Origin of the sequence: Mycobacterium bohemicum DSM 44277, assembly GCF_001053185.1 — a bacterium.
Taxonomy (GTDB): Bacteria; Actinomycetota; Actinomycetes; order Mycobacteriales; family Mycobacteriaceae; genus Mycobacterium; species Mycobacterium bohemicum.
Genome location: NZ_CSTD01000005.1, coordinates 309,958 through 334,034, shown reverse-complemented (window position 1 = coordinate 334,034; position 24,077 = coordinate 309,958). Strand labels below are relative to the sequence as shown.

24 protein-coding genes and 2 pseudogenes are annotated in these 24,077 nt (G+C 70.0%); 7 read left to right on the top strand and 19 right to left on the bottom strand.

Annotated features, from left to right (window positions below; genetic code table 11):
* The 7 genes and pseudogenes from BN971_RS21485 to BN971_RS21455 form a co-directional block, all read right to left on the bottom strand.
* A partial coding sequence (locus tag BN971_RS21485; protein ID WP_249262755.1) for an aldolase/citrate lyase family protein occupies nucleotides 1–331 on the bottom strand: 331 nt, incomplete at its 3' end.
* Entirely contained in the window at nucleotides 328–1,296 is a 969-nt protein-coding gene (locus BN971_RS21480; protein ID WP_085179550.1) for a zinc-binding dehydrogenase, read from the bottom strand. The genes BN971_RS21480 and BN971_RS21485, both read right to left, overlap by 4 nt.
* A 1-nt stretch (nucleotide 1,297) precedes the next feature.
* Nucleotides 1,298–2,482, bottom strand: coding sequence for a cytochrome P450 (locus tag BN971_RS21475; protein WP_245836578.1), 1,185 nt, complete (start codon nucleotides 2,480–2,482; stop codon nucleotides 1,298–1,300).
* A 47-nt stretch (nucleotides 2,483–2,529) separates the two neighbouring features.
* Nucleotides 2,530–3,234: an NIPSNAP family protein gene (locus BN971_RS21470; RefSeq protein WP_085179552.1), complete on the bottom strand. Its 705-nt coding sequence runs from the start codon at nucleotides 3,232–3,234 to the stop codon at nucleotides 2,530–2,532.
* Nucleotides 3,235–3,253: 19 nt separating this feature from the next.
* Nucleotides 3,254–3,805, bottom strand: coding sequence for a hypothetical protein (locus tag BN971_RS21465; protein ID WP_085179553.1), 552 nt, complete (start codon nucleotides 3,803–3,805; stop codon nucleotides 3,254–3,256).
* A 136-nt stretch (nucleotides 3,806–3,941) separates the two neighbouring features.
* On the bottom strand, nucleotides 3,942–5,111 hold the full coding sequence (locus BN971_RS21460) for a CaiB/BaiF CoA transferase family protein (protein ID WP_085179554.1): 1,170 nt from the start codon (nucleotides 5,109–5,111) through the stop codon (nucleotides 3,942–3,944).
* 21 nt (nucleotides 5,112–5,132) lie between these two features.
* Nucleotides 5,133–6,723 (bottom strand): annotated as a pseudogene (locus BN971_RS21455) (HNH endonuclease signature motif containing protein).
* 83 nt (nucleotides 6,724–6,806) lie between these two features.
* Here BN971_RS21455 and BN971_RS21450 point away from each other — a divergent pair.
* Nucleotides 6,807–7,487 (top strand): DUF427 domain-containing protein, encoded by a 681-nt coding sequence (locus tag BN971_RS21450; protein ID WP_085179555.1) that lies wholly within the window; start codon nucleotides 6,807–6,809, stop codon nucleotides 7,485–7,487.
* Here the strand turns inward: BN971_RS21450 and BN971_RS21445 are convergent.
* From BN971_RS21445 to BN971_RS21435, 3 genes are read right to left on the bottom strand one after another with little or no spacing between them, the layout of a single operon-like run.
* Nucleotides 7,478–8,641: an acyl-CoA dehydrogenase family protein gene (locus tag BN971_RS21445; RefSeq protein WP_085179556.1), complete on the bottom strand. Its 1,164-nt coding sequence runs from the start codon at nucleotides 8,639–8,641 to the stop codon at nucleotides 7,478–7,480. The genes BN971_RS21450 and BN971_RS21445 overlap by 10 nt on opposite strands.
* Complete coding sequence (locus BN971_RS21440) at nucleotides 8,642–9,562, bottom strand: LLM class F420-dependent oxidoreductase (protein WP_090350546.1); 921 nt, start codon at nucleotides 9,560–9,562, stop codon at nucleotides 8,642–8,644.
* Nucleotides 9,563–9,574: 12 nt separating this feature from the next.
* The gene (locus BN971_RS21435) at nucleotides 9,575–10,456 is read right to left on the bottom strand and encodes an acyl-CoA thioesterase (RefSeq protein WP_085179834.1); all 882 of its coding nucleotides are present in this window, start codon (nucleotides 10,454–10,456) and stop codon (nucleotides 9,575–9,577) included.
* A 206-nt stretch (nucleotides 10,457–10,662) separates the two neighbouring features.
* Here BN971_RS21435 and BN971_RS21430 point away from each other — a divergent pair, with 206 nt between their 5' ends.
* Genes BN971_RS21430 through BN971_RS21420 form a run of 3 tightly spaced genes read left to right on the top strand, consistent with a single transcriptional unit; the run spans nucleotide 10,663 to nucleotide 12,871 of the window.
* Nucleotides 10,663–11,472: an SMP-30/gluconolactonase/LRE family protein gene (locus BN971_RS21430; RefSeq protein ID WP_085179558.1), complete on the top strand. Its 810-nt coding sequence runs from the start codon at nucleotides 10,663–10,665 to the stop codon at nucleotides 11,470–11,472.
* A gap of 15 nt (nucleotides 11,473–11,487) precedes the next feature.
* Nucleotides 11,488–12,300: a thioesterase family protein gene (locus BN971_RS21425; RefSeq protein ID WP_085179559.1), complete on the top strand. Its 813-nt coding sequence runs from the start codon at nucleotides 11,488–11,490 to the stop codon at nucleotides 12,298–12,300.
* A 31-nt stretch (nucleotides 12,301–12,331) separates the two neighbouring features.
* On the top strand, nucleotides 12,332–12,871 hold the full coding sequence (locus BN971_RS21420; RefSeq protein WP_085179560.1) for a TetR/AcrR family transcriptional regulator: 540 nt from the start codon (nucleotides 12,332–12,334) through the stop codon (nucleotides 12,869–12,871).
* A gap of 102 nt (nucleotides 12,872–12,973) precedes the next feature.
* Here BN971_RS21420 and BN971_RS21415 read toward each other — a convergent pair.
* The 4 genes and pseudogenes from BN971_RS21415 to BN971_RS21400 form a co-directional block, all read right to left on the bottom strand.
* Nucleotides 12,974–14,388 (bottom strand): annotated as a pseudogene (locus tag BN971_RS21415) (FAD-binding oxidoreductase).
* 60 nt (nucleotides 14,389–14,448) lie between these two features.
* Nucleotides 14,449–14,799 carry a WhiB family transcriptional regulator gene (locus BN971_RS21410; protein WP_085179835.1) on the bottom strand — a complete coding sequence of 117 codons (351 nt, stop codon included), beginning with the start codon at nucleotides 14,797–14,799 and terminating at the stop codon, nucleotides 14,449–14,451.
* A gap of 110 nt (nucleotides 14,800–14,909) precedes the next feature.
* Nucleotides 14,910–15,662: a glucose 1-dehydrogenase gene (locus tag BN971_RS21405; RefSeq protein WP_085179562.1), complete on the bottom strand. Its 753-nt coding sequence runs from the start codon at nucleotides 15,660–15,662 to the stop codon at nucleotides 14,910–14,912.
* Nucleotides 15,663–15,682: 20 nt separating this feature from the next.
* On the bottom strand, nucleotides 15,683–16,783 hold the full coding sequence (locus tag BN971_RS21400; protein WP_085179563.1) for an NAD(P)H-dependent amine dehydrogenase family protein: 1,101 nt from the start codon (nucleotides 16,781–16,783) through the stop codon (nucleotides 15,683–15,685).
* Nucleotides 16,784–16,890: 107 nt separating this feature from the next.
* On the opposite strand from BN971_RS21400, the gene BN971_RS21395 reads away from it, so the two are divergent.
* Complete coding sequence (locus tag BN971_RS21395; protein ID WP_085179564.1) at nucleotides 16,891–17,793, top strand: alpha/beta hydrolase; 903 nt, start codon at nucleotides 16,891–16,893, stop codon at nucleotides 17,791–17,793.
* Between the two features lie 102 nt (nucleotides 17,794–17,895).
* Complete coding sequence (locus BN971_RS21390; protein WP_085179565.1) at nucleotides 17,896–19,383, top strand: PE family protein; 1,488 nt, start codon at nucleotides 17,896–17,898, stop codon at nucleotides 19,381–19,383.
* Here BN971_RS21390 and BN971_RS21385 read toward each other — a convergent pair.
* Nucleotides 19,361–20,035 (bottom strand): TetR/AcrR family transcriptional regulator, encoded by a 675-nt coding sequence (locus tag BN971_RS21385; protein WP_085179566.1) that lies wholly within the window; start codon nucleotides 20,033–20,035, stop codon nucleotides 19,361–19,363. The two genes, BN971_RS21390 and BN971_RS21385, sit on opposite strands and share 23 nt — an antisense overlap.
* A gap of 173 nt (nucleotides 20,036–20,208) precedes the next feature.
* On the opposite strand from BN971_RS21385, the gene BN971_RS21380 reads away from it, so the two are divergent.
* Nucleotides 20,209–20,334, top strand: a complete 126-nt coding sequence (locus BN971_RS21380; protein ID WP_090350544.1) for a hypothetical protein — start codon at nucleotides 20,209–20,211, stop codon at nucleotides 20,332–20,334.
* Between the two features lie 15 nt (nucleotides 20,335–20,349).
* Here the strand turns inward: BN971_RS21380 and BN971_RS21375 are convergent, their stop codons facing one another.
* From BN971_RS21375 to BN971_RS21360, 4 genes are all read right to left on the bottom strand, one after another.
* Nucleotides 20,350–21,774: an NAD(P)(+) transhydrogenase (Re/Si-specific) subunit beta gene (locus BN971_RS21375; protein WP_085179567.1), complete on the bottom strand. Its 1,425-nt coding sequence runs from the start codon at nucleotides 21,772–21,774 to the stop codon at nucleotides 20,350–20,352.
* Nucleotides 21,771–22,103 (bottom strand): NAD(P) transhydrogenase subunit alpha part 2, encoded by a 333-nt coding sequence (locus BN971_RS21370; protein WP_085179568.1) that lies wholly within the window; start codon nucleotides 22,101–22,103, stop codon nucleotides 21,771–21,773. The genes BN971_RS21375 and BN971_RS21370 overlap by 4 nt, the downstream gene beginning before the upstream one ends.
* Entirely contained in the window at nucleotides 22,104–23,207 is a 1,104-nt protein-coding gene (locus tag BN971_RS21365; protein WP_085179569.1) for a Re/Si-specific NAD(P)(+) transhydrogenase subunit alpha, read from the bottom strand.
* A gap of 230 nt (nucleotides 23,208–23,437) precedes the next feature.
* On the bottom strand, nucleotides 23,438–23,899 hold the full coding sequence (locus tag BN971_RS21360) for a nuclear transport factor 2 family protein (RefSeq protein ID WP_085179836.1): 462 nt from the start codon (nucleotides 23,897–23,899) through the stop codon (nucleotides 23,438–23,440).
* Nucleotides 23,900–24,077 lie beyond the last annotated feature (178 nt).

Sequence of the window (24,077 nt, the reverse complement as noted above, 5' to 3'; positions counted from 1 at the left end):
TCGCGGCCACCGCCGCGGCGGCTTCGTCGGCCGATTCGATCATGGCGACGATCACGGCGTCGGCGCCGGCGTCCAGCACCCGCCCGATCGGCGCGGGGTCGGCGTTGGGCAGGCGCACCACGGTGGCGATCGGCACGTGTTCCAGTCGCCTTATCGCCGAGGCGATGTCGGCGTCGCCGAGGTAGCCGTGCTGGGCGTCGAAGCCGACGTAGTCGTATCCGGCCCGGGTGAACTCCTCCGGGCCGAGCAGCGTGTGGCCGGTGATCCAGCCGCCCCATGCCGGGGACGGCTTGCTCAGCGCCCGCCGCAGCCGGCTTTCCGGGGCGGTCATAGCGCGATCGCGATCTTGACGCGGTCGGGATCGGGGCGGCAGGCCAGCTCGAAGGCGGCCTGCGGCTCGTCGACCCCGAAGGTGTGGGTGAGGTAGGTGCCCAGCAGCCGGGGGTGTTCGGCGGCGAATTTCCCCGCGAGTTCGAGCATCCGCCGGCGGTCTTGCGTCACACCGGATTTCAGCGTGAGGTTCTTGCGCAGCATGCTGCGCATGTCGATCGGGTAGGCCTCGTCGTCGGCGACGCCGAAATAGAAGACGGTGCCGCCCGGGGCCGCCGCGGCGATGGCGTGGCCCAGCGTCGCCACCTGGTGCCCGACCGCCTCGATGACGACGTCGGCGCGGTCGGCGGGCGCCAATTGGCTCACCCACCGGTCGCTGGTGGCGCGCACCGGGTCGTCGATCCCGAATTCCGTTGCGACAGTGTGGCGGTCGACCGGGTCGATCCCGGTCACGCGGCGGGCGCCGGCGGCCTTGGCGACATAGGAGAACAGCAGCCCGATCGAGCCCTGCCCGATGATCGCGACGTGCCTGCCGGCCAGGTCGGGCAATTGCTCGCAGGCGTAGAGAACGCAGGCCAGGGGTTGCAGGCCGACCGCCTGGGCCGGGGTCAGCGCCGGGTCGTGGGGCGCCAGGCCGTCGCCGTCGCTGACGACGCGTTCCATCAGGCCGTCGAACCCCGACGCCCAGCCCACCACGCGGTCTCCCGGGCGGTGGTCGGGATGCCGGCTGGCGATCACCTCGCCGGCCACCTCGTGGATCGGGAACCCGTCCTTCTCGGCGGCGCTCGGCCCGTCGTCGCCGGGGATCCTGCCCCGGGCGCCGCGGAAGGCGGGCAGGTCGCTGCCGCAGACGCCGGCGGCCAGGAACCGCAGCAGCACGTGACCGTCGGTCAGGTCCTCGGGTGTCTTGTCGGGAATCGAGCGGCGCTCAAAGAGATACGGCGCGACGATCCGGTGCGACCACACGTCACACCTCCACCGGTATCGTGTTCCATCCCCACTGGAAGCTGGACGGCAGCCGGGTGGCATCCTCGTCACGGATCGCGTAGTCGGGCACCCGACGCAGCCATTCTTGCAGCAGGACAGCGATTTCCAGCCTCGCCAGATGGTAGCCGATGCAGAAGTGCTGCCCGCGCCCGAACGCCAGCGAGCGCCGGATGGGCCGGTCCCAGACGAACTCGTCGGGCTGAGGGTATTCGCGTTCGTCGCGGTTGGCCGAGGCGAGCAGGGTGATGACGCGCTGGCCCGGCCGGATGGTCTGGCCGTGGATGGTGAAGGGCTTACGCGCCGTGCGGGCGAACCACTGCGCCGGGGCGCAGTACCGGATCATCTCCTCCCGGGCCACCGGCGCGGTGTGCCCGGGATCGGCCCGCACCGCGGACAGCTGCTCGGGCCGGCGGCTGAGTTCCCACAGCCCGTGGGCGACGATCTTGGGCACCGTCTCCGTCCCGCCGATGAAGATGCACAGCATCTGCGTCGCGACCTCGACATCGTCCGGCGCGCTGCCGTCGGGCAGGCGGTAGCCGAGCAGGCCGTCCACAACGGGGAGGCCGCCGAGCGGCGCACCGGACGGGTCGGCGCGGCGGCGCTGCACCACCGGCGTCAGGTACTGCAGGTAGTTCGGCCGGGCCTGCGCGGTGTCGACGCCCTCACCCGGCTGGGCGAGGCTGCCCGCGTTGACGGCGGCCAACACCTGCGGCGCGAGATCCGATGAAATGCCGAGCAATTCGCACACGACCAAGGCCGCCACGATGCCGCCGTAGTCCTGGGTGAGGTCGAACGAGCCGCGGGGCAGCAACGCGTCGAGCCGTTCGTTGGCCAGAGCCCTGATCCGGGCTTCCAGCCCGGAGACCGCCCGGGGCCGCAGCGGTGACGAGTGGGCGCTGCGGATCTGGTTGTAGAGGCCGGCGTCGAACACCGCGTAAAACGGCAACGGGTGCAGCGGCGGGTCGTCGACCGGTCCGGCGTTGTGCCGGGCGAGCACCGACGCCGGCGGCAAGGTTCCCTCCGAGGCGACGAAGGTTCCGTCGTTGACCTCCAGCACGCTCCAGATGTCGTCGAAGCGAGAGAGCGCGTAGGTGTCCCATCGCGGCAGGTAGTACACGGGATATCGGTCGCGCAGAATCCGGTAGTACGGCAACGGGTTTGCCATCACGTCGGCGTCGAAGGGGTCGTAGGCGAAGTCCCCGTGTTCGGCGCTCACCGCAGTGGCGACGGCGGTAGGGCCTGCAGGATCGAGTCCTCCCATCCGTCGCGCAGCGCCGGCGCCACGCTCATCCATGTGACGATCTCGGCCGGCGGGCTCTCCTTCCACGACGGGTAGTGGTTGGCGAAGCACTCCCAGCCGCCGTCCAGCGCCCAGTAGTGGATGACCTCGTTGTAGCGGAACGTGGTGATGAACGAACCGAGCCAGCGCTTGCCCGTGCGTTCCGACCACGGCACGTAGAGGCGTTCCAGTTCGCGGATGTAGTCGTCCTGGCGGCCGGGCTTGGTCTGCATGATCTCCTGAATCACCAGTGGGGCAGTGAAATTCGCTTCCCGCAACTGCGCCAGGGTCTTGTTGTAGGAGCCGGCGTACATGATGCGCCCCTCCCCGCTGGCGCCGACGCCGGCCAGGTATTCCGCCCACTCGGCCGCCGCCCGGTGCTGGCTGCCGCCGCGGGTTTGGGCGGCGCCGATCCGCGAGTAGTCGGCGAACCCGTCGATCTCCCAGATGATGGTCGCCTGCGGCCAGTGCCCGTTGTAGGCCGTGCATTCCCAGATGGCGAAGAGGCGGGCGCCGAGCGCCTCCATCATCGGTTGATAGGTGGTGGTGAAAGCCTCGGTGAAGCCGACGCTGCGCGCGGAGCCCAACGAGATCGTCTCGTGCAGGTAGAGCAGGGTGTGGCGGTGGTACTTCTTCATCAGCCGCTCCGCGAGTTCATCAGCCGATCCGCGAGTGGGCGTCGCGGAGCAGCGTCTCGGTCGGAGCAATCAGCGCGTCGGGGATCCCGGCCGCCGCGAGCGCGTGGCGCTTGAACCGGCGCGCCGCGGCGCTGAGCAGGTGCTGCGCCTCGGCCGTCGCGCGATGGACGCCCAGCGGCCAGCCGTCACCCCACAGGGCGACCTCGGTCAGCCGGTCCTCCAGGCAGGCCAGCACGCGCCGGCGGACCTCCTCGTCGGCGGTGAACGCCTCGGCGCTGACGGCCAGGCTCTGGCTCGCCGCGCTCGCCTCGCCGAGCCCGGAGCGTTGGTCGCAGACCGTCACCCCGAGTATGCGCAGCGGCCGGGTGTCCGCGCCGGGCGGGAGCAGTGCGGTCACCTCCCAGCCGGCCATCACCCGGTCGTACAGCCATCCCCCGGCGGATTCCACGATGTCCGCGGCGCCGGCCGCGACGACCTGCAGTCGGTAGCGCAGGCGTTCGCCGCTGGGCCGGCTGCTGTGCGCCGCGGCAACCCGGTTGCCTGCGCTGACATCGAACGTTGGAGCGACCATCGATCCATTCCTCACCGCCACCCGCCGGCCGCGCGTCGGCGGGTCCGGCGGGGCTGCCACGGGTTTGTCTTGGGCTTGTCAGGGCAAGGGACAGCGTGACACTTTGAGGTTAATTTGTAAAGTTCCGGTCTCGGGGTCAGGGCGTGCGGCGCGCCTCGAGTTCGGCCAGCACCTCGTCGGTGTGCTGACCGAGTTCCGGTGCCGCAGAACGCGGCGCCCAGGGCGTGCCGTGAAAATCCGCCGGTGTGGCCACCATCGACACGCTGGACGCGCCGTCCGGAACTTCGACGATGCCGCCCGCCGCGTGGAACTGCTCGTCGGCCACCACGTCCTCGAGCGTGTTGACCGGTGACCAGAAGAAGTCGGGTTCGCCGGCGAAGACGTCGGCCCACTCGTCGAGCGGGCGGGTGGCGAAGATTTCGTCGAGTTCCGCGATGAGCTGCACCGCGTTGGCCGCGCGGGCGCGCGCGCTGTCGAAGCGGGGATCGGTCAGCCATTCCGGGCGGTCCACCGCTCGGCACAACGCGGGCCAGTGCCGCTCGGCCTCCAGGCCGACGATCCAGAACCGCCGGCCGTCACCGGCGGCGTAGTTGTTCATGCACGGGTTCCCCATCGATTCGCGCTGCCCCACCGCGATCGGCTGGCCGGTCAGCAGATAGGTGTTGAGGTCGAAGCTGACGGTGTAGGCGCCCTGGCGGTAGAGCGAGGTAGTCACCAGCTGGCCGGCGCCGGTGCGCTGCCGGGCGATCAGCGCGGCACAGACGGCGGCGGCCAGGCTCATGCCGGCCGAGTGGTCACCCATGCCGCCGCGCTGGAACGGCGGCGTGTCGCCGGGCCGCGTCAGCAGGTGCGCAACCCCGGCGCGCGACCAGAACGCCGCGACGTCGTAGGCGGCCCGGTCGGCGTCCGGGCCGGTCTCGCCGTACCCGGTGATCAGCCCGTAGACGAGGCGAGGGTTGCGCCCCGACACCGACTCGAAGTCCAGGCCGAGGCGCCGCAACGCGCCCGGACGCACGTTCGTGACGAAAATGTCTGCCTCGTCGAGCAATTGGAACGCGATGTCGCGGCCCGACTCTTCGGACAGGTCCAGCACCACGCTGCGCTTGGAGCGGTTGTCCATTTCGAACGGCGGGTTGACGCCGAGATCGCATCCCAGCATCCGGCCGAACAGGCGGCCCGGATCGCCCGACGGCGGCTCGATCTTGACAACGTCGGCGCCCCAGTCGGCCATGATGCCGCCCGTGGCCGGCCCGGCCACCCACACCCCGAGCTCCACGACTTTGATGCCTTCCAGCGGTCCAGCCATGACTGGCACACTAACCAGCCGCTAGAAGGGCGGATCGTCGGGCAAGGGATCGGGCGCCGGATCGTCCGGCCGCCAATCGTCGGGCAACTCCTCCGGCTCGCGCGGATCGTTCACCCAGCGGCAGAACGGGCTCGTGCTCGGCGCCCCCTTGAAGAGAAACAGCATGCTCCGCATGTGGTTTCGGAACTCGCGCGCCTCGATCTCTCGTTTTCTGGCTTCCTGCAGCCGGATCCGGGCCTCGTTGACGGGCCGCTGCTCCCGGTTGTGCTTGCGCGCGCGAGCCACCCGGTTGGCGCGCCGCCGTGATCTGGTTTGCCTGTTCGGCTCGGGCCGCCCGCAGGCCGGACGGCCCGTCTGCGGGAACAGGTCGGCACCCGCGGGTGAGGTCCGGTAGGTGCGCCCGGCGGGCGACGTCCAGACGATCGTCCCGTCGGCCAACTGGGTGTCCCGCCATCCACCGAACGTTTTCAGCCTATGGTGTTGGCGGCAAAGGCATTTCAGGTTCTGGTACACCGTCAGCCCGCCGGCTTCCGGATTCTGATGGTTGAACGGAACCGTGTGGTCCAGGTCGCAGGCGGCGGCCGGTCGGCTGCACCCCGGGAAGCGGCAGGTCAAGTCCCGGCAGCGCACCGCGCGCTCCAGGGAGGCCGTCGGCTGATAGCGCAAGGCGTCCACCGGGCTCGTGACCGGGTCGACGACGTGCAGCCGCGGCGGCCAGCAGCTCGCGGACCTCGTCGGCGTCGATCAGCCCGTGCCCCTCCAGATACCCCGGCGCGGCGCCATCCCCGTGCACGGTGTCGTCGGCGGCCACCACGTTGATCACGACGCGCGTCGCGCCCGCAGCCCGCGCGGGCTCGTCGCCGGTTCTCGCGGGGCAGTCGGCTCGCCCGCAGCCGCACGCCAGGGCGATCCCCTGACTCAGCGCGGTCAACGCGTCGGCGCGGCGCTGGTCCATCGTTCGCGGATCCGCCGGGCACACCTGGTTGGCGAGCTGGGAAAGCCGGCCGTCAAACGCCTTGGCGGCCGTCGCCGCGACCGCGCCGTGCACCTCGGCCATCCCGTTGTTCCCAGCGGTGACCGCGATGTAGCGGTCTTTGTCCGCGGCTTCCCGTCGCTCGCGGGCGGCATCGGGGTCGACGGCGCGCACCGCGGCGTCCACGGCGTTGACAATCCGCTGCCGCGACCAGTTGGACCAGTTCCCGATGCGTGCGGCCAGCGAGGCATCGAGCTCGGCCATCGGACGCTCGTCGGTGATCAGGTCGGTCCGGCTGATGATCAGGCGCACCGTGCGCCAGTCGGTCTTGCCCTCGGCAAGCAGGGCCGCCATCTTCGGCAGCCTGGTGTCCAACGCCTGCGCATACGACACGACGTAGCCGGCCGCCGACGCCGACAGGTTCATGGCCGCGGCCACCTCCGCGGCGGTCCGCTCGAACGCGTCGATCGCCGCGTACTCCGGGCACTCCCCGGAACGCTCGGCCGCGGCGGCCCGATGCCTCAGCAGCGCCGCAACCGCCGCCAACCGCCGGGCCACCAGCCTCGACTCCTGGCGCTGCATCGACTCGACCGCCTCCACCAGGGCGGCCGGGCCCAGTTGACGCAATTCTTCGAACATGTGTGCGAGTATGCCACCGGGGTACGACGGATCAAGCCGTCAATCGCGGCCTGTGGATAGCCCGGTCTGGAAGGGTTGACGGCATGACTCTGGTTGCCGGCCGCGGTCCGCTCAGCGGCGATCCGGCGGGGCGGTTCTGCCCTCCCCTGCCCGCCGACATCGGGACCTACATCGAACCGCACCCGCGGCGCGTCCAGGCCGTCAAGGACGGGCGCCTCGTCATCGACACGGAAAGCGCGCTGATGGTGCACCGGCGCGGCCACCCGCTCGGCTACGCCTTCCCCGCTGACGATGTCGGCGACCTTCCGGCAGAACCCGAGCCCGAGGCGCCCGGCTTCGTCCGGGTGCGCTGGGACGCGGTCGACAGCTGGCTGGAGGAGGGCCGCCGGCTCGTCCACTACCCGCCGAACCCCTATCACCGCGTCGACTGCCGCCCGACGCGACGACTCCTGCGGGTCACGGTCGGCGGCACGACGCTGGTCGACACGCACGACACGGTGATCCTCTTCGAAACCGCGCTCGAGCCAAGGCTTTACGTCGATCCCGCCCATGTGCGCACGGAACTACTGCAACGCTCGGACACCGAAAGCTACTGCAACTACAAGGGCTACGCCACCTACTGGTCGGCCGCCATCGACGGCAGCGTCGTCGACGACATCGCCTGGAGCTACGCGGATCCGCCCCCGGAAAGCCTTCCGATCAAAGGGTTTCTGAGCTTCGACCCGGCCTGCGCCGACGTCGTGGCCGAACTTCCTCAGCCGTAACTGGGGCGGCCGAGCCCGAGCTCGTGCTGGGCGATCATGTTGCGGAAGACCTCCAGCGTGCCGCCGTAGATCCCCATCGGGACGGCCAGCCGGAAAAGGTATTCCGCGGCCCCGCCGTCGGCGCGGTCGGCCGAACCGCGGGTGTCGGTCGGCAGCGCCGACGCGGCGCCCTGCAGGTCCATCAGGTCCGGCGAGATGTCGCGCATCGTCTGTGCCAGCGCGACGCGCCCGTACATGCCGGGCGTCGACAGCGCCGCCTCCATCCGCGCGACGTCGCGCCCGAGGCGGTAGTTGACCGACTCGTCGCCGGTTTCGCCGACGACGGCCGCCACCTTGTCCACCGCCTCGGCCATCAACGCGGCATGGCCGGACATCGTCGAAATATTCTGCAGGCCATGGTCTTCGGGGTCGACGATGCCGTGCTCGGCGTCCAGGGCGAACCGCATGACCGTCCAGCCGCCGTTGACCTCGCCGATCCGGTAGCAGTCGTCGACCCGCACGTCGCTGTAGTAGACGATGTTGGTGCGGTCGCCGTCCACCGTGCGGATGCCCTGAATCTCGACGCCGGGCGAGTCGAGCGGAACGAGGAACATCGTCAGGTTCCTGTGCTTGGCGCCCTGCGGGTCGGTGTTGGTGAGCAGGAAGACGTACCTGGCGTTCTGCGCGTTCGAGGTGAACATCTTGGCGCCGTTGATGACCCAGCTGGATCCGTCGCCGTCGCGCACCGCGCGCGTCTTGCAGGTGGCGACGTCTGAGCCGCCCTCGGGTTCGGTATAGCCCAGGCAGAGCCGGATCTCGCCGGACAGCACACCGGGCAGCACCCGCTCGGTGAGTTCGGGCGCACCGAACTGCGCCACCAGTCGGGCGACGGCCGACGTGGTGCCCCAGTGGTACCACGGCGTGTGCGCCCGCGCGATCTCCAGTTCGAAGATGCGCCGCCGCAGCGCGTTGAACCCGCCCTCGGACTCGAGCTTCCAGTCCGCGGCCAGGTATCCGGCCTCGCCCAGCGCCAGATGCACGCCCTCGTCGAAGTTTTCGCCGAACTCCCGGTCGCGCCGCAGCACGTCCTCGGTGACGTGCTCGGCGAGGAAGGCCCGGGTCCGGTCCCGAAACGCAGCGTCGTCGGCGGAGAGCGCGACCCGTGAGAAGTCCATTCAGGCCGCGCCGATGACGAGTTTTCCGAAGCGGTCGATGATTTCCACCGCGTGGCCGAGGCTGTCGCCGGGCAGACCCACCTGAACCCAGGTGACCCCAAGCGCCGCAAGCTTTTCCAGACCGGCCAGGTACGCGTCGGCGTCGAACCCGTCGTCGGCGGGGCTGCCGCCGGCGAAGTTGGTGAACGTGATGTCGACCGTCGAGGGGTCCCTGCCCGCCTCCTCGCAGCGGCGCCGAAGATCGTCGATCGCGGCCGCGAGCCGGTCCTCGGATTCGAGCGACGCGGTGCCCGCCGTCTTCGCCAGCATCGCGGGCGCGGGGAACGGGCACCAGCCGTCGCCGTACTGCGCCACCCGCCGGCGCGCCGACGTCGTGTTTCCGCCGATCCAGATCGGCGGGTGGGGGGGGCTGACCGGCCGCGGGTGCGCGGTGATGCCGCGGGCACTGAAGTGCTTGCCCTCGAACGAAATATCGTCGGTGGTCCAGATTGCCCGAATCACCTGCAGGGCTTCCTCGAACAGCTCGAGCCGCTCGTCGTAGTCGACCCCGAGCGCCGCGAATTCCCGCTTGAGATAACCGACGCCGACCGCCAGCGTGAACCGTCCGCCGGAAAGCAGGTCGAGCGTCGCACCGGACTTGGCCACCACGAACGGGTTTCGGTACGGCAGCACCACGATGTTGGGGATCAGCCGCAGCGTCGTCGTCCGCGCCGCCGCAAACCCCAGGGCGACAAAGGGATCCAGCGCGTCGTGGCCGCCGGCTTCCAGCCACCGCTGCGACGGCGCCGGGTGGTCGGTGAAACCGAACCCGTCGAAGCCGGCCGCCTCGGCCGCCGCCGCGATCGTCGCGATGCCCTCGCCCGCCGCCAACTCCGGGTTGTAGGGATGGCTGTGCATGGGGTGGGTGATCGCGAAACGCATGCGCGCCAGGCCTTAGAAACGCGACCGGGCGTCGATGCTGGTGTCGCTGGTGCGCAGCGGCCGGATCAGCGCCTCCTGCCCGAAGGAGGCCAGCAACTCCCCCTCCTCGGAGTGCACCGCGCCCCGCACGTAGGACATTCCCGACCCCACCTGAGTGCTCTCGTGGGTGTAGAGCAGCCAGCCGTCCCAGCGCACCGGCTCGTGGAAGGCGACCGAGATGCTCATCGGGGCGGTGGACACGGTCAGGTGAGCCTGGCTGGTCCCGATGCCCGGGTGGGCGCGCATGGTGGTGGAGATCCCCAGATGGCCGGTGAAGTAGGCGATGAGGGCCTTGGCGAGGTCGTCGCGCGCCGGGATCGGCTCGTAGTACACCCAGGCGTAGAGCTCGGGCGGGCCCACCTCGTCGGGGCTGTTGACGTCCACGACGTCGACGATGCGCACTTCGCGCCCCGCCATCGGCATCTCGCACGGGTTGGCGTCGGCGGGCGCCACCACGTCCGGCCGCGGCAGGTGGTGGCGGATGACGTCGTCGGTCGGGACGTCGGCCAGCACCGTCACGCTCAGGCAGCGCCGGCCGTTCTGGTGCACCGCGACGATCGCGGTGGCCGTCGACCGGCCCTCGGATATCACGTCGAGGACCAGCTCCACGGGCGGGCCCACGGCCACCGCGCGGGAGAACACCGCGTGGGCCGAGCGCACCGACTTGTCCGGGAATCGCTTGGCCACAGCCACAATCGCCTGCGCGACCACCTGGGTGCCCTCGACCACGTGCCGGCCGTCCTGGCCGGCGATCCCGGTCTCGGCGACGAACCGGTCGGCGCCGTCGCCCTGCACGTCGAACAGGTCGAGCAGGCTGTCCACCGACCACTGCGTCTGATCAGAATCCGTGGTCAAATCCACCTCGCCTCGGGTAGGAGCAGCTGACGGCTCAGCGTGACATTCTGAGCAAGAATTGTAAAGCGGTTACGTATTGCGCAGAGGGGCAACGCAAGACCCGCTGACCGGCCATCGGCGCACGCCGCGCGACGGTGGGCCCCGAGATTGACACCGGCCGCGGCGGTGCGTGACACTTTGCCGATGCTTTGTAAAGGCGAGAGCGGATGATCCCCAAGCCTCTTGCCAACGGATTCTGCTTCGGCGAGGGACCACGCTGGTTCGAAGGGCTGCTGTGGTTCTCCGACATGCTGGGCGAGGCCGTCCACACCGCGGACATGCGCGGCACGCTGACCACGGTTCCGCTGCCCGGCCACCGCCCCGCCGGCCTGGGGTTCAGCCCCGACGGCTCGCTGCTGATCGCCTCGACCGAAAGCCGGCAGGTCCTGCGGTACGACGGCGACACCGTGACGACCATCGCCGACCTCAGCGACCTGGCCCCCGCCAGCCTCGGCGACATGGTCGTCGATCAGACCGGCCGCGCCTACATCGGCTGCCAGGCCTTCTCCGGCGGCGTGATCATCCGGCTCGATCCCGACGGCAGCGCCCGCATCGTCGCCGACGAACTGGACTTCCCCAACGGCATGGTGATCACGCCCGACGGGCAGCTCATCGTCGCCGAGTCCACCGGCCGGCGGCTCACCGCCTTCACCATCGACGGCGGGCTGACCGACCGCCGGGTGTTCGCCGACGGGCTCGACGGGCCGCCCGACGGCATCGCCCTGGACGCCGAGGGCGGGGTCTGGACTTCGATGACGCTGGCCCACCAGTTCGAGCGCGTCGTCGCGGGCGGCGCGGTGACCGACCGCATCGACATGGGTGACCGGGTGGCCATCGCGTGCGCCCTCGGCGGCCCGCAGCGCCGAACGTTGTTCCTGCTGACAAGTACCGACGCCTACCCCGAGCGCCTGGCCGGCACCCGGGCGTCCCAGCTGGACGCCGTGACCGTTGCCGTCCCCGGCGCCGGACTGCCCTGAGTCGTAAGGCCACCCGTGACGGACTCCTACTACGAGCTGATCGACGCCGACGACCCACTCGGCGAGAAGTTCGCGGCCACCGATCTGGTGCGCAGCACCTGGACCGCGGCGATCCAGCACGCCGCACCGGTGTCCGCTCTGCTGGTGCGGGCGCTCGAGCGGTGCGCCCGGCGCGACGACACCCGGCTCAGCCGGGTCGTCATCGACCTGCTGGGCCCGGTGCCGGCCGAGGGCGACATGTGGGTCCGCGCTTGTGTGCACCGCGGCGGGAAGCAGATCGAGCTGGTCGGCGCCGAGATGCTGGGGCCGGGTCCCGACGGTCAGCCCCGGCCCGTCGCCCGGGCCAGCGGGTGGCGGCTGCAGCAGCTCGACACGTCCTCCCTGGCCCACGCGGCGCCGCCGCCGCCGCGCTCGTTGTCCGAGGGCCGCAGCCGCAACCTGGAGCGGGACTGGGACCGCAACTACGTGCACAGCCTGGATTGGCGGTGGCTGACCGAGCCGCTCAACGAAGGCCCGGGCGAATCCTGGATCAAGCCGACGGTGGACCTGGTCAACGGCGAAACCATGACGCCGCTGGAACGCCTGTTCGCGGTGGCCGACTGCGCAAACGGCATCGGCAGCAAACTGGACATCACCAAGTGGACCTTCCTCAACACCGACCTGGCCGTGCACGTGTTCCGGATCCCGGACGGGGAGTGGACGGGCATTCGCGCGGAGACCAACTACGGGCCGGACGGCATCGGGACGACCGTCGGGACGCTCTTCGACGAGCGGGGCGCGGTCGGCGCCATCCAGCAGTCGGTGCTGGTGCGCAGGCGGCCGACGTGACCGCCGCGGGATACTTCGTAGAGTCTCAGTTATGAGTCAGCCGGCGAACGCGACCGGAGTCGACGCCTCGACCCGTCAGCGCATCCTCGCCGCCACCGCCGAGGTGCTCGGCCGGAACGGCAAGACCAAGCTCAGCTTGTCCGAGGTCGCCGCCCAGGCCGGGGTGTCACGGCCCACGCTCTACCGCTGGTTCGCCTCGAAAGAGGAACTGATGGCGGCGTTTTCGCGTTACGAGCGGCAGGCCTTCGAGAGCGGGCTGGCCGAGGCGACGAAAGGCCTCAAGGGGGTCGACCGGCTCGACGCCGTGCTGCGCTTCATCGTCGAGTACCAGGACTCGTACTCCGGTGTGCGCATGGTCGACGTCGAACCCGAGTACACCATCGCCCAGGTGTCGCGGGTCATCCCCCAGATGCGCGCCGGGCTGGAACGCCACCTGTCGGGGCCCAACGCCGCGGTGAAGGCGGCGACGGTGATCCGAATTGCGATCTCGCACTACATCGTCCGCAGCGACGACGCCGACCAGTTCCTGGCGCAGCTGCGGCACGCGGTCGGGATCAAGGGCGTCGACTAGTCGAATCGCCGACCCGCTTCGCCCGGTCCCCCGCGCTCGCGATCGTCGACTAGTCGAATCGCCGACCCGCTTCGCCCGGTCCCCCGCGCTCGCGATCGTCGACTAGTCGAACAGCACCGCGGCGTTCAGGTATCCGGTCGGGTCGAACGCCGCCTTGACGGTCCGCATCGCGGCGATGTCGGCGGGCTCGCGCGACATGCCGAGGTAGGGGCGCTTGCGGGTGCCGACGCCGTGCTCGGAGCTGACGTTGCCGCCACACCGCGCGATCAGCTCCATCACCGGCGCGTACACCTGCGGCTCCCGGTCGGCCGGGCACCGCAGCACGTTGAGATGCAGGTTGCCCTCGCCGACGTGACCGAACAGCACCGGCACCGCGTCGGGCACCCGTGCTACGATCAAAGCCGTTGCCGCCCTGGCGAACTCGCCGACCGCCGCCAACGGCAGCGAGACGTCGAACTTCAGCGGCGGCCCGTACACGCCGAGCACGTCGGCCAGCGATTCGCGCAGCTGCCACAGCCGCTGCTGCGCCGAAACATCCACGCCCACGGCGGGTTCGCCGCGCAGCCGGGCCCCGGCGAGCAGGGCGGCGAGCGCATCTGTCTGGTCGTGGTCGGCGGCCAGTTCGACCAGCAACAACCAGTCGCCATCGACGGGCGCGCCGACTCCCAGGTGCTCGCGGGTCAGCGCGGCCGCGCGCCCGTCGATCAGTTCCAGCGCCGCGATGCCGTCCACCTCCCGGAACCTCCGGCCGGCCTCCACCAGGGCCTCGAGGTCATCGAAGCCGCAGACCGCGGTCACCCGGTGTGCCGGCGACGGGTGCAGCCGCAGGTCGAGCGACGTGATCACCCCGAGGGTGCCCTCGGCGCCGACGAACAGCGCCGGCAGGTCGTAGCCGGTGTTGTCCCGGCGGACGCGGCTGTGGCGGTGCACCAGGGAGCCGTCGGGCAACGCCACCTGCAAGCCGATCACCTGCTCGCCCATGTTCCCGTAGCGAACGGTGCGCAGGCCGCCGGCGTTCGTCGACGCCATGCCGCCGACGGTCGCCGTGTCCCGCGCGGCCAGGTCCACCCCGAACACCAGGCCTTGTCCATCTCCTTGCTGACGACCGCGGTCGGCGCGTCGTCGGGGAAGGGCTTGGGTGGGTGCTTGGCGGCGGTGGCCGCCCGCTGCACCCGGGCCAGCGTGGCGCCGGCCCCGGCCTCCAGCCGTCGTTCCAGGGTGTCGGCGTCGCCGACGAAGTTCAGCCGCTCGGTGGACAGCAGCACGTCGTCGTGCTCGGGGACCGTGCCGGCCACCAGCGACGTGCGGCCACCCTGCACGGTCACGTGGGTCCCGGCGTCCCGGCACACCCGCAGCACCTCGGCCACCTGCTGGGCCGACGCCGGTCGCACCAGGGCGCCGGCCCGTCCGCGATACCGGCCGGTGTAGTCGACGCTGCGGCCGGCCAGCACGTCCGGGTCGGTGACGACGTGGCTCGATCCCACAATCTTTTTCAGGTCGTCCAGGCCGGGGGGCATGCTCGCGGTTATAGCACCGCCGGATCTTGCCCGGGGCGCAGCCCATGTTGGCGGGCGCGATCAACCGGCGCTGCGGTTACCGCCCGTGCGAAAAAAGTTCGACCACGACACCACCTCGGGGTGCCGCTGGATGAGGGCCCGCCTTTCGCGCTCGGTCATGCCGCCCCACACGCCGTGCGCCACCCTGTTGTCCAGCGCCTCGGCCGCACATTCCTGCATGACCACGCAGTGCCGGCAGATCACCGCGGCCTTGCGCTGCTCCGCGCCGGTCACGAAGAGTCTGTCGGGATCGGTGTCGCGGCACAATGCCCTCGCCGCCCACCCCCCGTCCTCGTCGGCGTCCACGCTGCGGACAACTCCCCACACCCCCACACCATGCGGTCCCTGACCGGCGGGCTTCGACCCTGACATGAGCTGTCCCCTTCTGAAGGCCCGCTTTCCCACCGCGGACGACACCGTGCGGAAATTCCCCGCGTTCGCCACTCCTAAACAACGCAAGTCCAATAGCGGGCCGGGAGGCCTCAGAACTCCTTGTGCGGCACGTCGCAGACCAGCCCGCCGTCCATGACGAACTCGGTGCCGGTCGCGTAGGACGACTCGTCGCTGGCCAGAAACACCACGAACGACGACACCTCGCTCGACTCACCGGGGCGGCCGAGCGGGACGGTGACCATGTCCTCGGGCAGTTTCGCGGTCATCGGGGTGCGGATGAAGCCGGGATGGATCGAGTTGACGCGGATGTTCAACGGCGCCAACTCCAGGGCCGCCGACTTGGCCAGGCCGCGCACCGCCCATTTCGACGCGACGTACGGATGCACCGCCGGGGCGCCACGCAGGCCCTCGATCGACGACACGTTGATGATCGACCCGCCGCCGGCCTCGGTCATGGGATCCACGGCCACCCGCATGCCCAGGAACGTGCCCGTCAGGTTGACGTCGATCACCTTCTGCCACTTGGCGAGGTCGAAATTGCGCAGCTGCCCGAGCGCGACGATGCCGGCGTTGTTGACGAGCACGTTCAACCTGCCGAATTCGCCGGTGGCGGTCGCGACCGCCGCGTCCCACTGGTCGGGCTGCGTGACGTCGAGGTGGACGTAGCGGGCGGACTCGCCGATCTCGTCCGCGAGCGCCTTGCCCTCGTCGTCGAGGACGTCGCCGATCACCACCTTGGCGCCCTCCTCCACGAGGTGGCGGGCGTGGGAGGCCCCCATCCCGCGGGCGCCGCCACTGATGAGCGCGACCTTCCCCGCTACGCGGCCCTCTGTTCGTCCCATTGAGGTTGGGCTCCTTCCGGTTACGTGGACACCAGGTTGCTCGGTGCGTACAGGCCCCTGCCCGTGACCAGGGGCAGGTCCAGCGTGGTGCGGATGCCGGGTGGCGCCGCGACGACCGCGGGGATGGCGTTGACGATGCGCCCGGCGGCGCCGGCGATCGCCGCGTGGTTGTGGTCGCCCTTGCGGCTGCTCGGGACGATGTCGACGGCGTACGACGGCTCACCGGTGATCTCGACGCGGTAGGACCCGCCGCCCGACGCGGGCTGGGGCAGGTCCGGCCGCAGGTCGGGCCGCAGGCGGGTGACGTGCTCGATCACGATCGCCGGGTGGCCGCCCACCATGCCGCGGATCTCGAACTGCAGCACCGCCAGGGTGCCCTTGGCCACCCTGCCGACCGCGATGTCGAAGTCCTCGGGCGCGGGCTCGCGCTGATACGACTCGGTGATCTGGTCGACCTCGATGCCCAGGCCGGCCGCCAGCTGCCGGATCGCCGTCCCCCAGGCGATGCTGAGCACGCCGGGTTGCAGCAGCATCGGGATCTCGTCCAGCGGACGGCCGAACCCCATGTAGTGCATGACCTCCACGCCGTCGTAGCTCGCGTAGTCGTGGATCTCCATGCAGCGGACCTGCTCGATGCGCTGGCACGTTCCCGCGAGGGCGAACGGAATGAGGTCGTTGGCGAAGCCGGGGTCGACGCCGCTGACGAAGATGCTCGAATTGCCTTGGCGGGCCGCGTCTTCGACGCGCGCGATGTATTTGTCGGGCAGCACGCCCCACGGGTATTGCAGCAGCCCGGGTGACGATCCCACCACGTTGACGCCCGCGGCGAGGATGCGCATGACGTCGGCCATGGCGTCGGGCAGGCGGGTGTCGCCCATGGCGCAGTACACGACGCACTCGGGGCCGGTGGCCAGCAGCGCGTCGAGGTCCGACACCGCGGTGACGCCCGTGACGGTCCCGGGGTCCAGTCCCACCCCGCAGAGCGCGCCGGCGTCCTTGCCGACCTTCTCCGGCGACGACACGCACACAGCGGTCAGCTCGAACGCCGGATTCGTGATCAGTTCGGCCAGGGCCAGGCCGCCGACGTTTCCGGTGCCGACGTGCGCGACGCGGATCGCCATGGGTTTCTCCGTCCGTCCGAACCGTTTCGAAACTTTCTAGACAGTAGTCCACCGTCCGCGGTGGGCCTACCGGCCCCGACCGACGCCCCGGCAGAATGGGATCACCGATGACCGAGCGCCAAGACGTCCACTTCACCTCCGGTTCCGACCGGGTCAGCGCGTGGCTCTACCGGCCCGCCGACGACCCCGGCCGACCGGCGCCGCTGCTGGTGATGGCGCACGGCCTCGGGGCGGTGCGCACCATGCGACTCGACGCCTATGCGCAACGATTCAGCGCGGCCGGATACGCCTGCCTGGTGTTCGACTACCGCAACTTCGGCGACAGCGGGGGGCGCCCGCGCCAGGTGCTCGACGTCGGCATGCAGCTGGCGGACTGGGCTGCCGCGGTCGCGTACGCCAGGACGCTGGAGGGCATCGACCGCGGCCGAATCGCATTGTGGGGCACGTCCTTCGGGGGTGGTCACGTGATCGCCACGGCCGCGCGGGTGCCCGGCATCGCCGCGGCCGTCGCCCAATGCCCCTTCACCGACGGCATCGCCTCGGCGCGAACGCTGAACCCGTTGACCACCGCGCGCGTCACCGCGCTGGCGGTGCGCGACATCGCCGCGGCCCGGCTGGGCAAACCGCCGGTGCTGGTGCCGACGGCGGGCAGACCGGGCGAGGTCGCGCTGATGAATGCGCCCGACGCCTATGCGGGCTATCTGCGGCTGGTCCCCGACGGCGTCGAGGTGCCCAACGAGGTGGCGGCGCGGATCGGGGTGAAGATCCTCACCTACCGGCCGGGCCGCCTGGCCGCGAAGGTGCCTTGCCCGATCTTGTTCTGCGTGTGCGAAACGGACTCGGTGGCCCCGCCCCGCCCGACGCTGCGGTACGCGGCCAAGGCGCCGCGCGGCGAGGTCAAGACGTACCCGGAGGGCCACTTCGCGATCTATGTCGACGCCGCGTTCGACCGGGCGGTCGCCGACCAACTCGAATTCCTCGACCGGCACCTCAAGGACGTGCCCACGTAGCCGAGCAAACCCGTCTGAGTTTGCGTGAAATGCCGGATCTGCCGCCGCGATCGCCTTACCCTCCTCAACAGCGGGGTCGCCGTCGAGGGAAGGAGCGGCGATATGTCGTCCATGATCAGCAGGCCCGAGTTACTGGCGACCGCGGCAGCCGACGTGGAGACGATCGGCTCGGCGATCGGCGCGGCGGGCTCGAACGCGGCGGCCCCGACGACCGGCCTGGTGGCCGCGGCCCAGGACGAGGTCTCGGCCGCCATCGCGCGGTTGTTCGGGCTTTACGGTCAGCAATACCAGGCGCTCATCGGCGAGGCGGCGGGCTTTCACAACCAGTTCAGCCAGGCGCTCGCCGCGGCGGCGGGCGCCTACGCGCAGGCCGAAGCCGCGAACGCGGGTGCGCTGTCCGGGCTTTGGAATGCCGCCCGGTTGCCGATGCCGGCGCCGTCCGGCCAGCCGCAGACCGCCGGTGGCGGGCTGGCGGTGGCGTTGCAGTCGGCGCCGGGGGATCCGCTATACGCCCTGATCATGGGCGGCACCGGCAACCCCCTGCCCGACCCGCTGTATGTGAACGGCGTCTACACCGCCTACATCCTGCCCAAATTCCCCTCGGTTGCGTTCCCGCCGATCGGCGTGTTCACGCCCGAGCAGTTCTGGCCGATCACGCCCCAATTCGGCAACATGACGTTCGCCCAGTCGGTGGCCAAGGGCGTCAGCCTGCTCAACGCCCAGATCACGTCGCTGCTGCTCAACCAGACAAACAACCACGCCGTCGTGTTCGGCTACTCGCAGAGCGCGACGATCGCCACCGACGAGATCAACGCCCTGATCGCGGCGGGCTCGCCCTATCCGAATCAGTTGTCGTTCATGCTGATTGGCAATCCCAACAACCCCGTCGGCGGGCTGCTCGAGCGATTCCCCGGGTTCTACATTCCGTTCCTGGACGTGCCGTTCAACGGCGCGACCCCGTCCGGGCCTTACCCCACAACGACGTACACGATCCAATACGACGGGATCGCCGACGCCCCGCAATACCCGCTCAACCTCGTCGCGGACCTCAACGCCTTCATGGGGTACTTCGTGGTGCACAGCACGTATCCGGATTTGACGGCCACCCAGGTTGCCAACGCGGTTCCGTTGCCGACCAACGGCGGCAACAGCGACTACTACATGATCATGACGCAGAACCTGCCGCTGCTCGCGCCGATCCGCGCCATCCCGTACGCCGGCCCGCCGATCGCCGACATCTTCCAGCCCGATCTACGGGTGCTCGTGGACCTGGGGTACGGCGACTTCGGACCCGGCCTCGACTACGCCAACGTCCCCACCCCGGCCGGCTTCTTCGACATCCCCAACCCGTTCACCGTCATCCCGGACCTGGCCTTGGGGGCGGTGCAGGGTCCCTACGGCGCCGCGGTGGAGATCGGGGTGGAATCCGGCCTGCTGTCGCCGTCGTACTTCCCCAGCACCTATCCGTGGGTGCCGTCGGTCGACCCACACCTGAATTTCTTCCTCGGCCAGCCGAGCACCACGCTGATGTCCACGCTGAGCGGCGCCCTCGGGGACGTCCTGCGCGTTATTCCGCCGATCCTGAACTGATTCGCGCCTGCGCGCGGACGTCGCCGGTCTGCGGTCCGAGCGGGCAGTTCTCGCGGACCGACTCGTCGCGGATCAGCCCGCGCAGCAGCGCGGTGCTGAACTCGGCCGCGATCTCCTTGGCCGAGCGTCGTCCGCTCGGGCGCAGCCAGCGGTAGCTGCCCAGCGTCATGCCGATGTAGCCCAGCGCCACCACGTGCGAGTCGCATTCGAAGAACTCGCCGCTGGCGATCCCGCGGTCGATGAGGCCGTGCACATGCTCGTAGACCTGAGCTTCCTTTTCGCGGACCTCGGCGACCTGTTCGGTGGTGAACCACTCGGTGATGTAGGGCTGCTCCTGGAAGTAGACGGCGGCCCGCTCGGGGTTTTCCGCGATCCCGGCGAGCAGCCGGACGGTGTACTGGTAGAGCGCTTCGCGGGCGGTCCAGGACGGGTCGTCGTGCACGGCGGCCAGCGTGCCCTCGGCGGCCTGGCGGTAGATGTCGAACAGGATCAGCGACTTGCTGGCGTAATAGTGGTAGACCGTCGCCTTGTTCAGCCCGATCACGTCGGCGACGTCGTCCATCCGGGTGCCGTGGTAACCGCGGGCAGCGAAGAGCTTGGTGGCGACGGCCAGCAACTCCTCGCGTCGCGTCAACCCGTTGTCGGATGCCATTTCTATCTGGGTGCTCTCTGTCGTTCACCGCCGGCGGGGGTGGCCGGATTCCCGGTAAGGCTAATTGTCAATCAACTGGTTGGCCAGTTTAGGCAGAGTGCGGGTGTCGGGCCGCGCCCGATCGGACTACACTCGCGCCAGAAGCAGGTAGTCGCGACTCGAAGGGGTGGACCATGGATCCAAGTCCGGACTACGACGCGAGCGACGAGATCGAGTTCTTCCTCCGGTACGTGCCCTGGGGCCTTCGCGGCGTCGTCGACGGCAACGGCTACCCGCCGCCCGCGTACCCGCCGGTCTAAGACCTCACCACCGCGCTACAGCGCCTTCAATTCCTCGGCGACCGCCGTCACCGACTTCTTGGCATCGCCGAACAGCATGGTCGTCCCGTCGGCGTAAAACAGCGGGTTGTCGATGCCCGCGAACCCCGAGTTCATCGACCGCTTAAGCACGATCACCGACTTGGCCTTGTCCACGTTGAGGATCGGCATGCCGTAGATGGGGCTTGACGCGTCGTTGCGGGCCGCCGGGTTGGTGACGTCGTTGGCCCCGATGACGATCGCGACGTCGGTGCGGCCGAACTCGTCGTTGATGTCGTCCATGTCCTTCATCGCGTCGTAGTCGACCTCGGCCTCGGCCAGCAGCACGTTCATGTGGCCGGGCATGCGGCCGGCCACCGGGTGGATCGCGTACTTCACCGGAACGCCGCGCTCTTCGAGCATGCGCGCCATGTCCTTGACGGCGTGCTGGGCCTGCGCGACGGCCAGGCCGTAGCCGGGGACGACGATCACCTGGTTGGCGTAGGCCATCTGGATCGCGGCGTCGGCGGCCGACGTGGACCGGGCGGTCTTCTGCGCCCCGCCCTCGGCCGTGGGCGCCACCCCGCCGCCGCCGAAGCCGCCCGCGACGATCGCGGGGATGGAGCGGTTCATGGCCTTGGCCATGAGGTTGGTCAGGATCGAACCCGACGCGCCGACGATCATGCCCGCGACGATCATCGCGGTGTTGTTCAGCGCCAGGCCCGCCGCCGCGGCCGACAGCCCCGTCATCGCGTTCAGCAGCGAGATGACCACCGGCATGTCGGCGCCGCCGATCGGCAGCACGACCATCAGGCCCAGCACCCCGGCCGCGGCCAGCAGGCCGATCATCCACCACAGCGACGCCCCACCTGTGCCGGGATGCGCGTGCACGCCGACGACCAGCGCCGCGGCCACCGCCCCGGCCAGCAACAGCAGGTTGATCGGCTGCTGGGCCTTGCCGAACCCGATCGGCGCCCCGGAGATGATCTCCTGCAGCTTGCCGAACGCGATGATCGATCCCCAGAACGAGATCGACCCGATGATCGCGGCGAACAGGGACGCCACCACGATGTGCACGGTCGGCGACTCGCCGTGCCGGAAGGCTGAAAAGCCGTCCGTCTCAAGGAATTCCGACAGCGCGATGAGCGCGACCGTGCCGCCGCCGACGCCGTTGAAGAACGCGACCAGCTGCGGCATCGCGGTCATCTTCGTCAGCCGCGCCGGCGGGACGCCGAGCACCACACCCACCACCAGGCCGGCGATGATCAGCGGCCACTGGGTGGTGTGCCGGATCGCGATCAGCGTGGCCGTCACCGCGATGGCCATGCCCACCGCGGCGATCAGGTTGCCGCGCACCGCGGTCTTGGGGCCCGTCAGGCCCATCAAGCCGTAGATGAAGAGCGAGAAAGCGATGATGTAGAGGACGGTGACCAAGTAGTTCATTTCGCCGCCAGATCGTCGGTCTTCACGGGAACGGCCGCCTTCTTCTTGCCCTTGAACATGCCCAGCATCCGGTCGGTCACGATGAACCCGCCGATGACGTTCAGCGTGCCGAACACCACCGCGACGAACAGGATGATCTGGATGGCCAGCGACGGGTGCGCGACCTGCCCGAACACCACCAGCGCGCCCAGGACCACGATGCCGTGGATCGCGTTGGTGCCCGACATCAGCGGCGTGTGCAGCGTGTTGGGCACCTTGGAGATCACCGCGAACCCGACGAACCCGGACAGCACCAGGATCGCCAGGTTGGCGAGCAGGTCGTCGTACATCTAGGAGTCCTTACTGTCTTTGTTCTCGCGGGTCACGCAGGACGCCGCGATCACTTCGTCGTCGAAATCGGGGGCCAGCTTGCCGTCCTTGATCAGCAGGTCCAGCAGGGCCGTGATGTTCTTGCTGTAGAGCTCGCTGGCGTGCTCGGGCATGGTCGACGGCAGGTTCAGCGGCGAGGCGATCGTCACGCCGTGCTTGACCACCGTCTGCCCGGGCTCGGTGAGCTCGCAGTTGCCGCCGGTCTCGCCGGCCATGTCCACCACCACGCTGCCGGGCTTCATCGATTCCACGGCCGCGGCGGTCACCAGCCGCGGCGCGGGCCGGCCCGGGACCAGCGCCGTCGTGATCACCACGTCGAAGCCGGCGATCGCCTTTTCCAGGGCCTTCTGTTGCTGGGCCCGCTCGTCCTCGGTGAGCTCGCGGGCGTACCCGCCCTCGCCCGCGGCGTCGATGCCCAAGTCCAGCCACTGCGCCCCGACCGAGCGCACCTGGTCGGCCACCTCGGGGCGCACGTCGTACCCCGACGTCCGCGCGCCCAGCCGCCGGGCGGTGGCCAGCGCCTGCAGCCCGGCCACTCCCACCCCGAGCACCAGCACGCTGGCCGGCTTCACGGTGCCGGCCGCCGTCGTGAGCATCGGGAAGAACCGCGTCGCCTCGGAGGCCGCCAACAGCACGGATTTATAGCCGGCCACGTTGGCCTGCGACGACAGCGCGTCCATCACCTGCGCACGCGAGATGCGGGGGATGGCCTCGAGCGCGAACGCCTGCACGCCGGCCTCGGTCAGCGCGCCGATGGAGTTGTCGGCGTTGCGGGGCGCCAGGAAACCGATCAGCGTCTGCCCCCGGCGCAGCCTGCCGACCTCCGCCGCCGTGGGCGGCGCGACCTTGACGACGACGTCGGCGCCCCACGCGTCGCCGATCGTGGCGCCGGCCTCGGTGTAGAGCGCGTCGGGCAGCAGCGCCCGCTCGCCCGCCCCGGTCTCGACCACCACCGCCACACCGCTGCCGACCAGCGACGCGACCGCCTTCGGCACCAGCGCGACCCGTCGCTCGTCGGTCCCCGACTCCGCGACCACGCCTACGGTCGTCTGCGCATCTGTCATGGCGCGTACATCTGCTTCCCGCACTTTCCTGCCGTTTGGATGTGCTGCCGCTGGCGGGCCGCACGCTTCGCTACCTTAACGCCTGCCGGATTCCGCCCCGGACGTGCGATCGACCGGGGCGGGATCCCCCGGCGCGGCCGACCGACTCCAGTCGATGGTTCGTTACCCCGCCCGCACGCGGTAGGGGGCACCAGGTTGTGGAGTCACACGCCGGGGTTGTGGCCCGGCGCCTACCAGAGGGGGATGTCTCGGCCGTGCTCCGCCTGCGGCCGGGGGCCAAAATACCGCCGCTGCGACTCGTCGATCGGCACGTCGTTGATGCTCGCCTCACGGCGCGCCATCAGCCCCGACGGGCTGAATTCCCACAGCTCGTTGCCGTAGCAGCGATACCACTGGCCGCTGCGATCGCGGCACTCGTACTGGAATCGCACGGCGATGCGGTTGTCGTGGAAGTCCCACAGGCTCTTGCGCAGCGAGTAGTCGAGTTCGGATTGCCACTTGCGGGTGAGGAACGCCACGATCTCGGTCCTGCCGACGATGTATTCGCCGCGGTTGCGCCACCGCGAGTCGGGCGTGTAGGCCAGGCTGACGCGTTCCGGGTCGCGGGTGTTCCAGGCGTCTTCGGCGGCCTGCACCTTCTGCAACGCGCTCTCGCGGGTGAACGGCGGGAGAGGCGGGCGGGATTCGGTCATGGCGTCCATCGTGCGCCTCGGCGATCGCCGCGCTTCGCCCCGTCGCCGTTTCCCCGAGACTGAAGCCACGCACACCCCCGGCGGCGTGTCGTGTGCGTGGTGTCAGTGTCGCGACGGCGGCGGGGCCCGTCAGCAGACGCGCGCCTCACCGCGCCAGCGACGCGTGTCATATCGTGAC

Bases quoted from the DNA above. Each gene is read 5' to 3' on its own strand.
- BN971_RS21395 (WP_085179564.1), top strand. From the start codon at position 16,891: ATGACCGAGCGCCAAGACGTCCACTTCACCTCCGGTTCCGACCGGGTC.
- BN971_RS21365 (WP_085179569.1), bottom strand. From the start codon at position 23,207: ATGACAGATGCGCAGACGACCGTAGGCGTGGTCGCGGAGTCGGGGACC.
- BN971_RS21465 (WP_085179553.1), bottom strand. From the start codon at position 3,805: ATGGTCGCTCCAACGTTCGATGTCAGCGCAGGCAACCGGGTTGCCGCG.
- BN971_RS21400 (WP_085179563.1), bottom strand. From the start codon at position 16,783: ATGGCGATCCGCGTCGCGCACGTCGGCACCGGAAACGTCGGCGGCCTG.
- BN971_RS21370 (WP_085179568.1), bottom strand. From the start codon at position 22,103: ATGTACGACGACCTGCTCGCCAACCTGGCGATCCTGGTGCTGTCCGGG.
- BN971_RS21390 (WP_085179565.1), top strand. From the start codon at position 17,896: ATGTCGTCCATGATCAGCAGGCCCGAGTTACTGGCGACCGCGGCAGCC.
- BN971_RS21385 (WP_085179566.1), bottom strand. From the start codon at position 20,035: ATGGCATCCGACAACGGGTTGACGCGACGCGAGGAGTTGCTGGCCGTC.
- BN971_RS21470 (WP_085179552.1), bottom strand. From the start codon at position 3,234: ATGAAGAAGTACCACCGCCACACCCTGCTCTACCTGCACGAGACGATC.
- BN971_RS21375 (WP_085179567.1), bottom strand. From the start codon at position 21,774: ATGAACTACTTGGTCACCGTCCTCTACATCATCGCTTTCTCGCTCTTC.
- BN971_RS21360 (WP_085179836.1), bottom strand. From the start codon at position 23,899: ATGACCGAATCCCGCCCGCCTCTCCCGCCGTTCACCCGCGAGAGCGCG.
- BN971_RS21440 (WP_090350546.1), bottom strand. From the start codon at position 9,562: ATGCGTTTCGCGATCACCCACCCCATGCACAGCCATCCCTACAACCCG.
- BN971_RS21420 (WP_085179560.1), top strand. From the start codon at position 12,332: ATGAGTCAGCCGGCGAACGCGACCGGAGTCGACGCCTCGACCCGTCAG.
- BN971_RS21450 (WP_085179555.1), top strand. From the start codon at position 6,807: ATGACTCTGGTTGCCGGCCGCGGTCCGCTCAGCGGCGATCCGGCGGGG.
- BN971_RS21405 (WP_085179562.1), bottom strand. From the start codon at position 15,662: ATGGGACGAACAGAGGGCCGCGTAGCGGGGAAGGTCGCGCTCATCAGT.
- BN971_RS21410 (WP_085179835.1), bottom strand. From the start codon at position 14,799: ATGTCAGGGTCGAAGCCCGCCGGTCAGGGACCGCATGGTGTGGGGGTG.
- BN971_RS21445 (WP_085179556.1), bottom strand. From the start codon at position 8,641: ATGGACTTCTCACGGGTCGCGCTCTCCGCCGACGACGCTGCGTTTCGG.
- BN971_RS21380 (WP_090350544.1), top strand. From the start codon at position 20,209: ATGGATCCAAGTCCGGACTACGACGCGAGCGACGAGATCGAGTTCTTC.
- BN971_RS21475 (WP_245836578.1), bottom strand. From the start codon at position 2,482: ATGGCAAACCCGTTGCCGTACTACCGGATTCTGCGCGACCGATATCCC.
- BN971_RS21460 (WP_085179554.1), bottom strand. From the start codon at position 5,111: ATGGCTGGACCGCTGGAAGGCATCAAAGTCGTGGAGCTCGGGGTGTGG.
- BN971_RS21430 (WP_085179558.1), top strand. From the start codon at position 10,663: ATGATCCCCAAGCCTCTTGCCAACGGATTCTGCTTCGGCGAGGGACCA.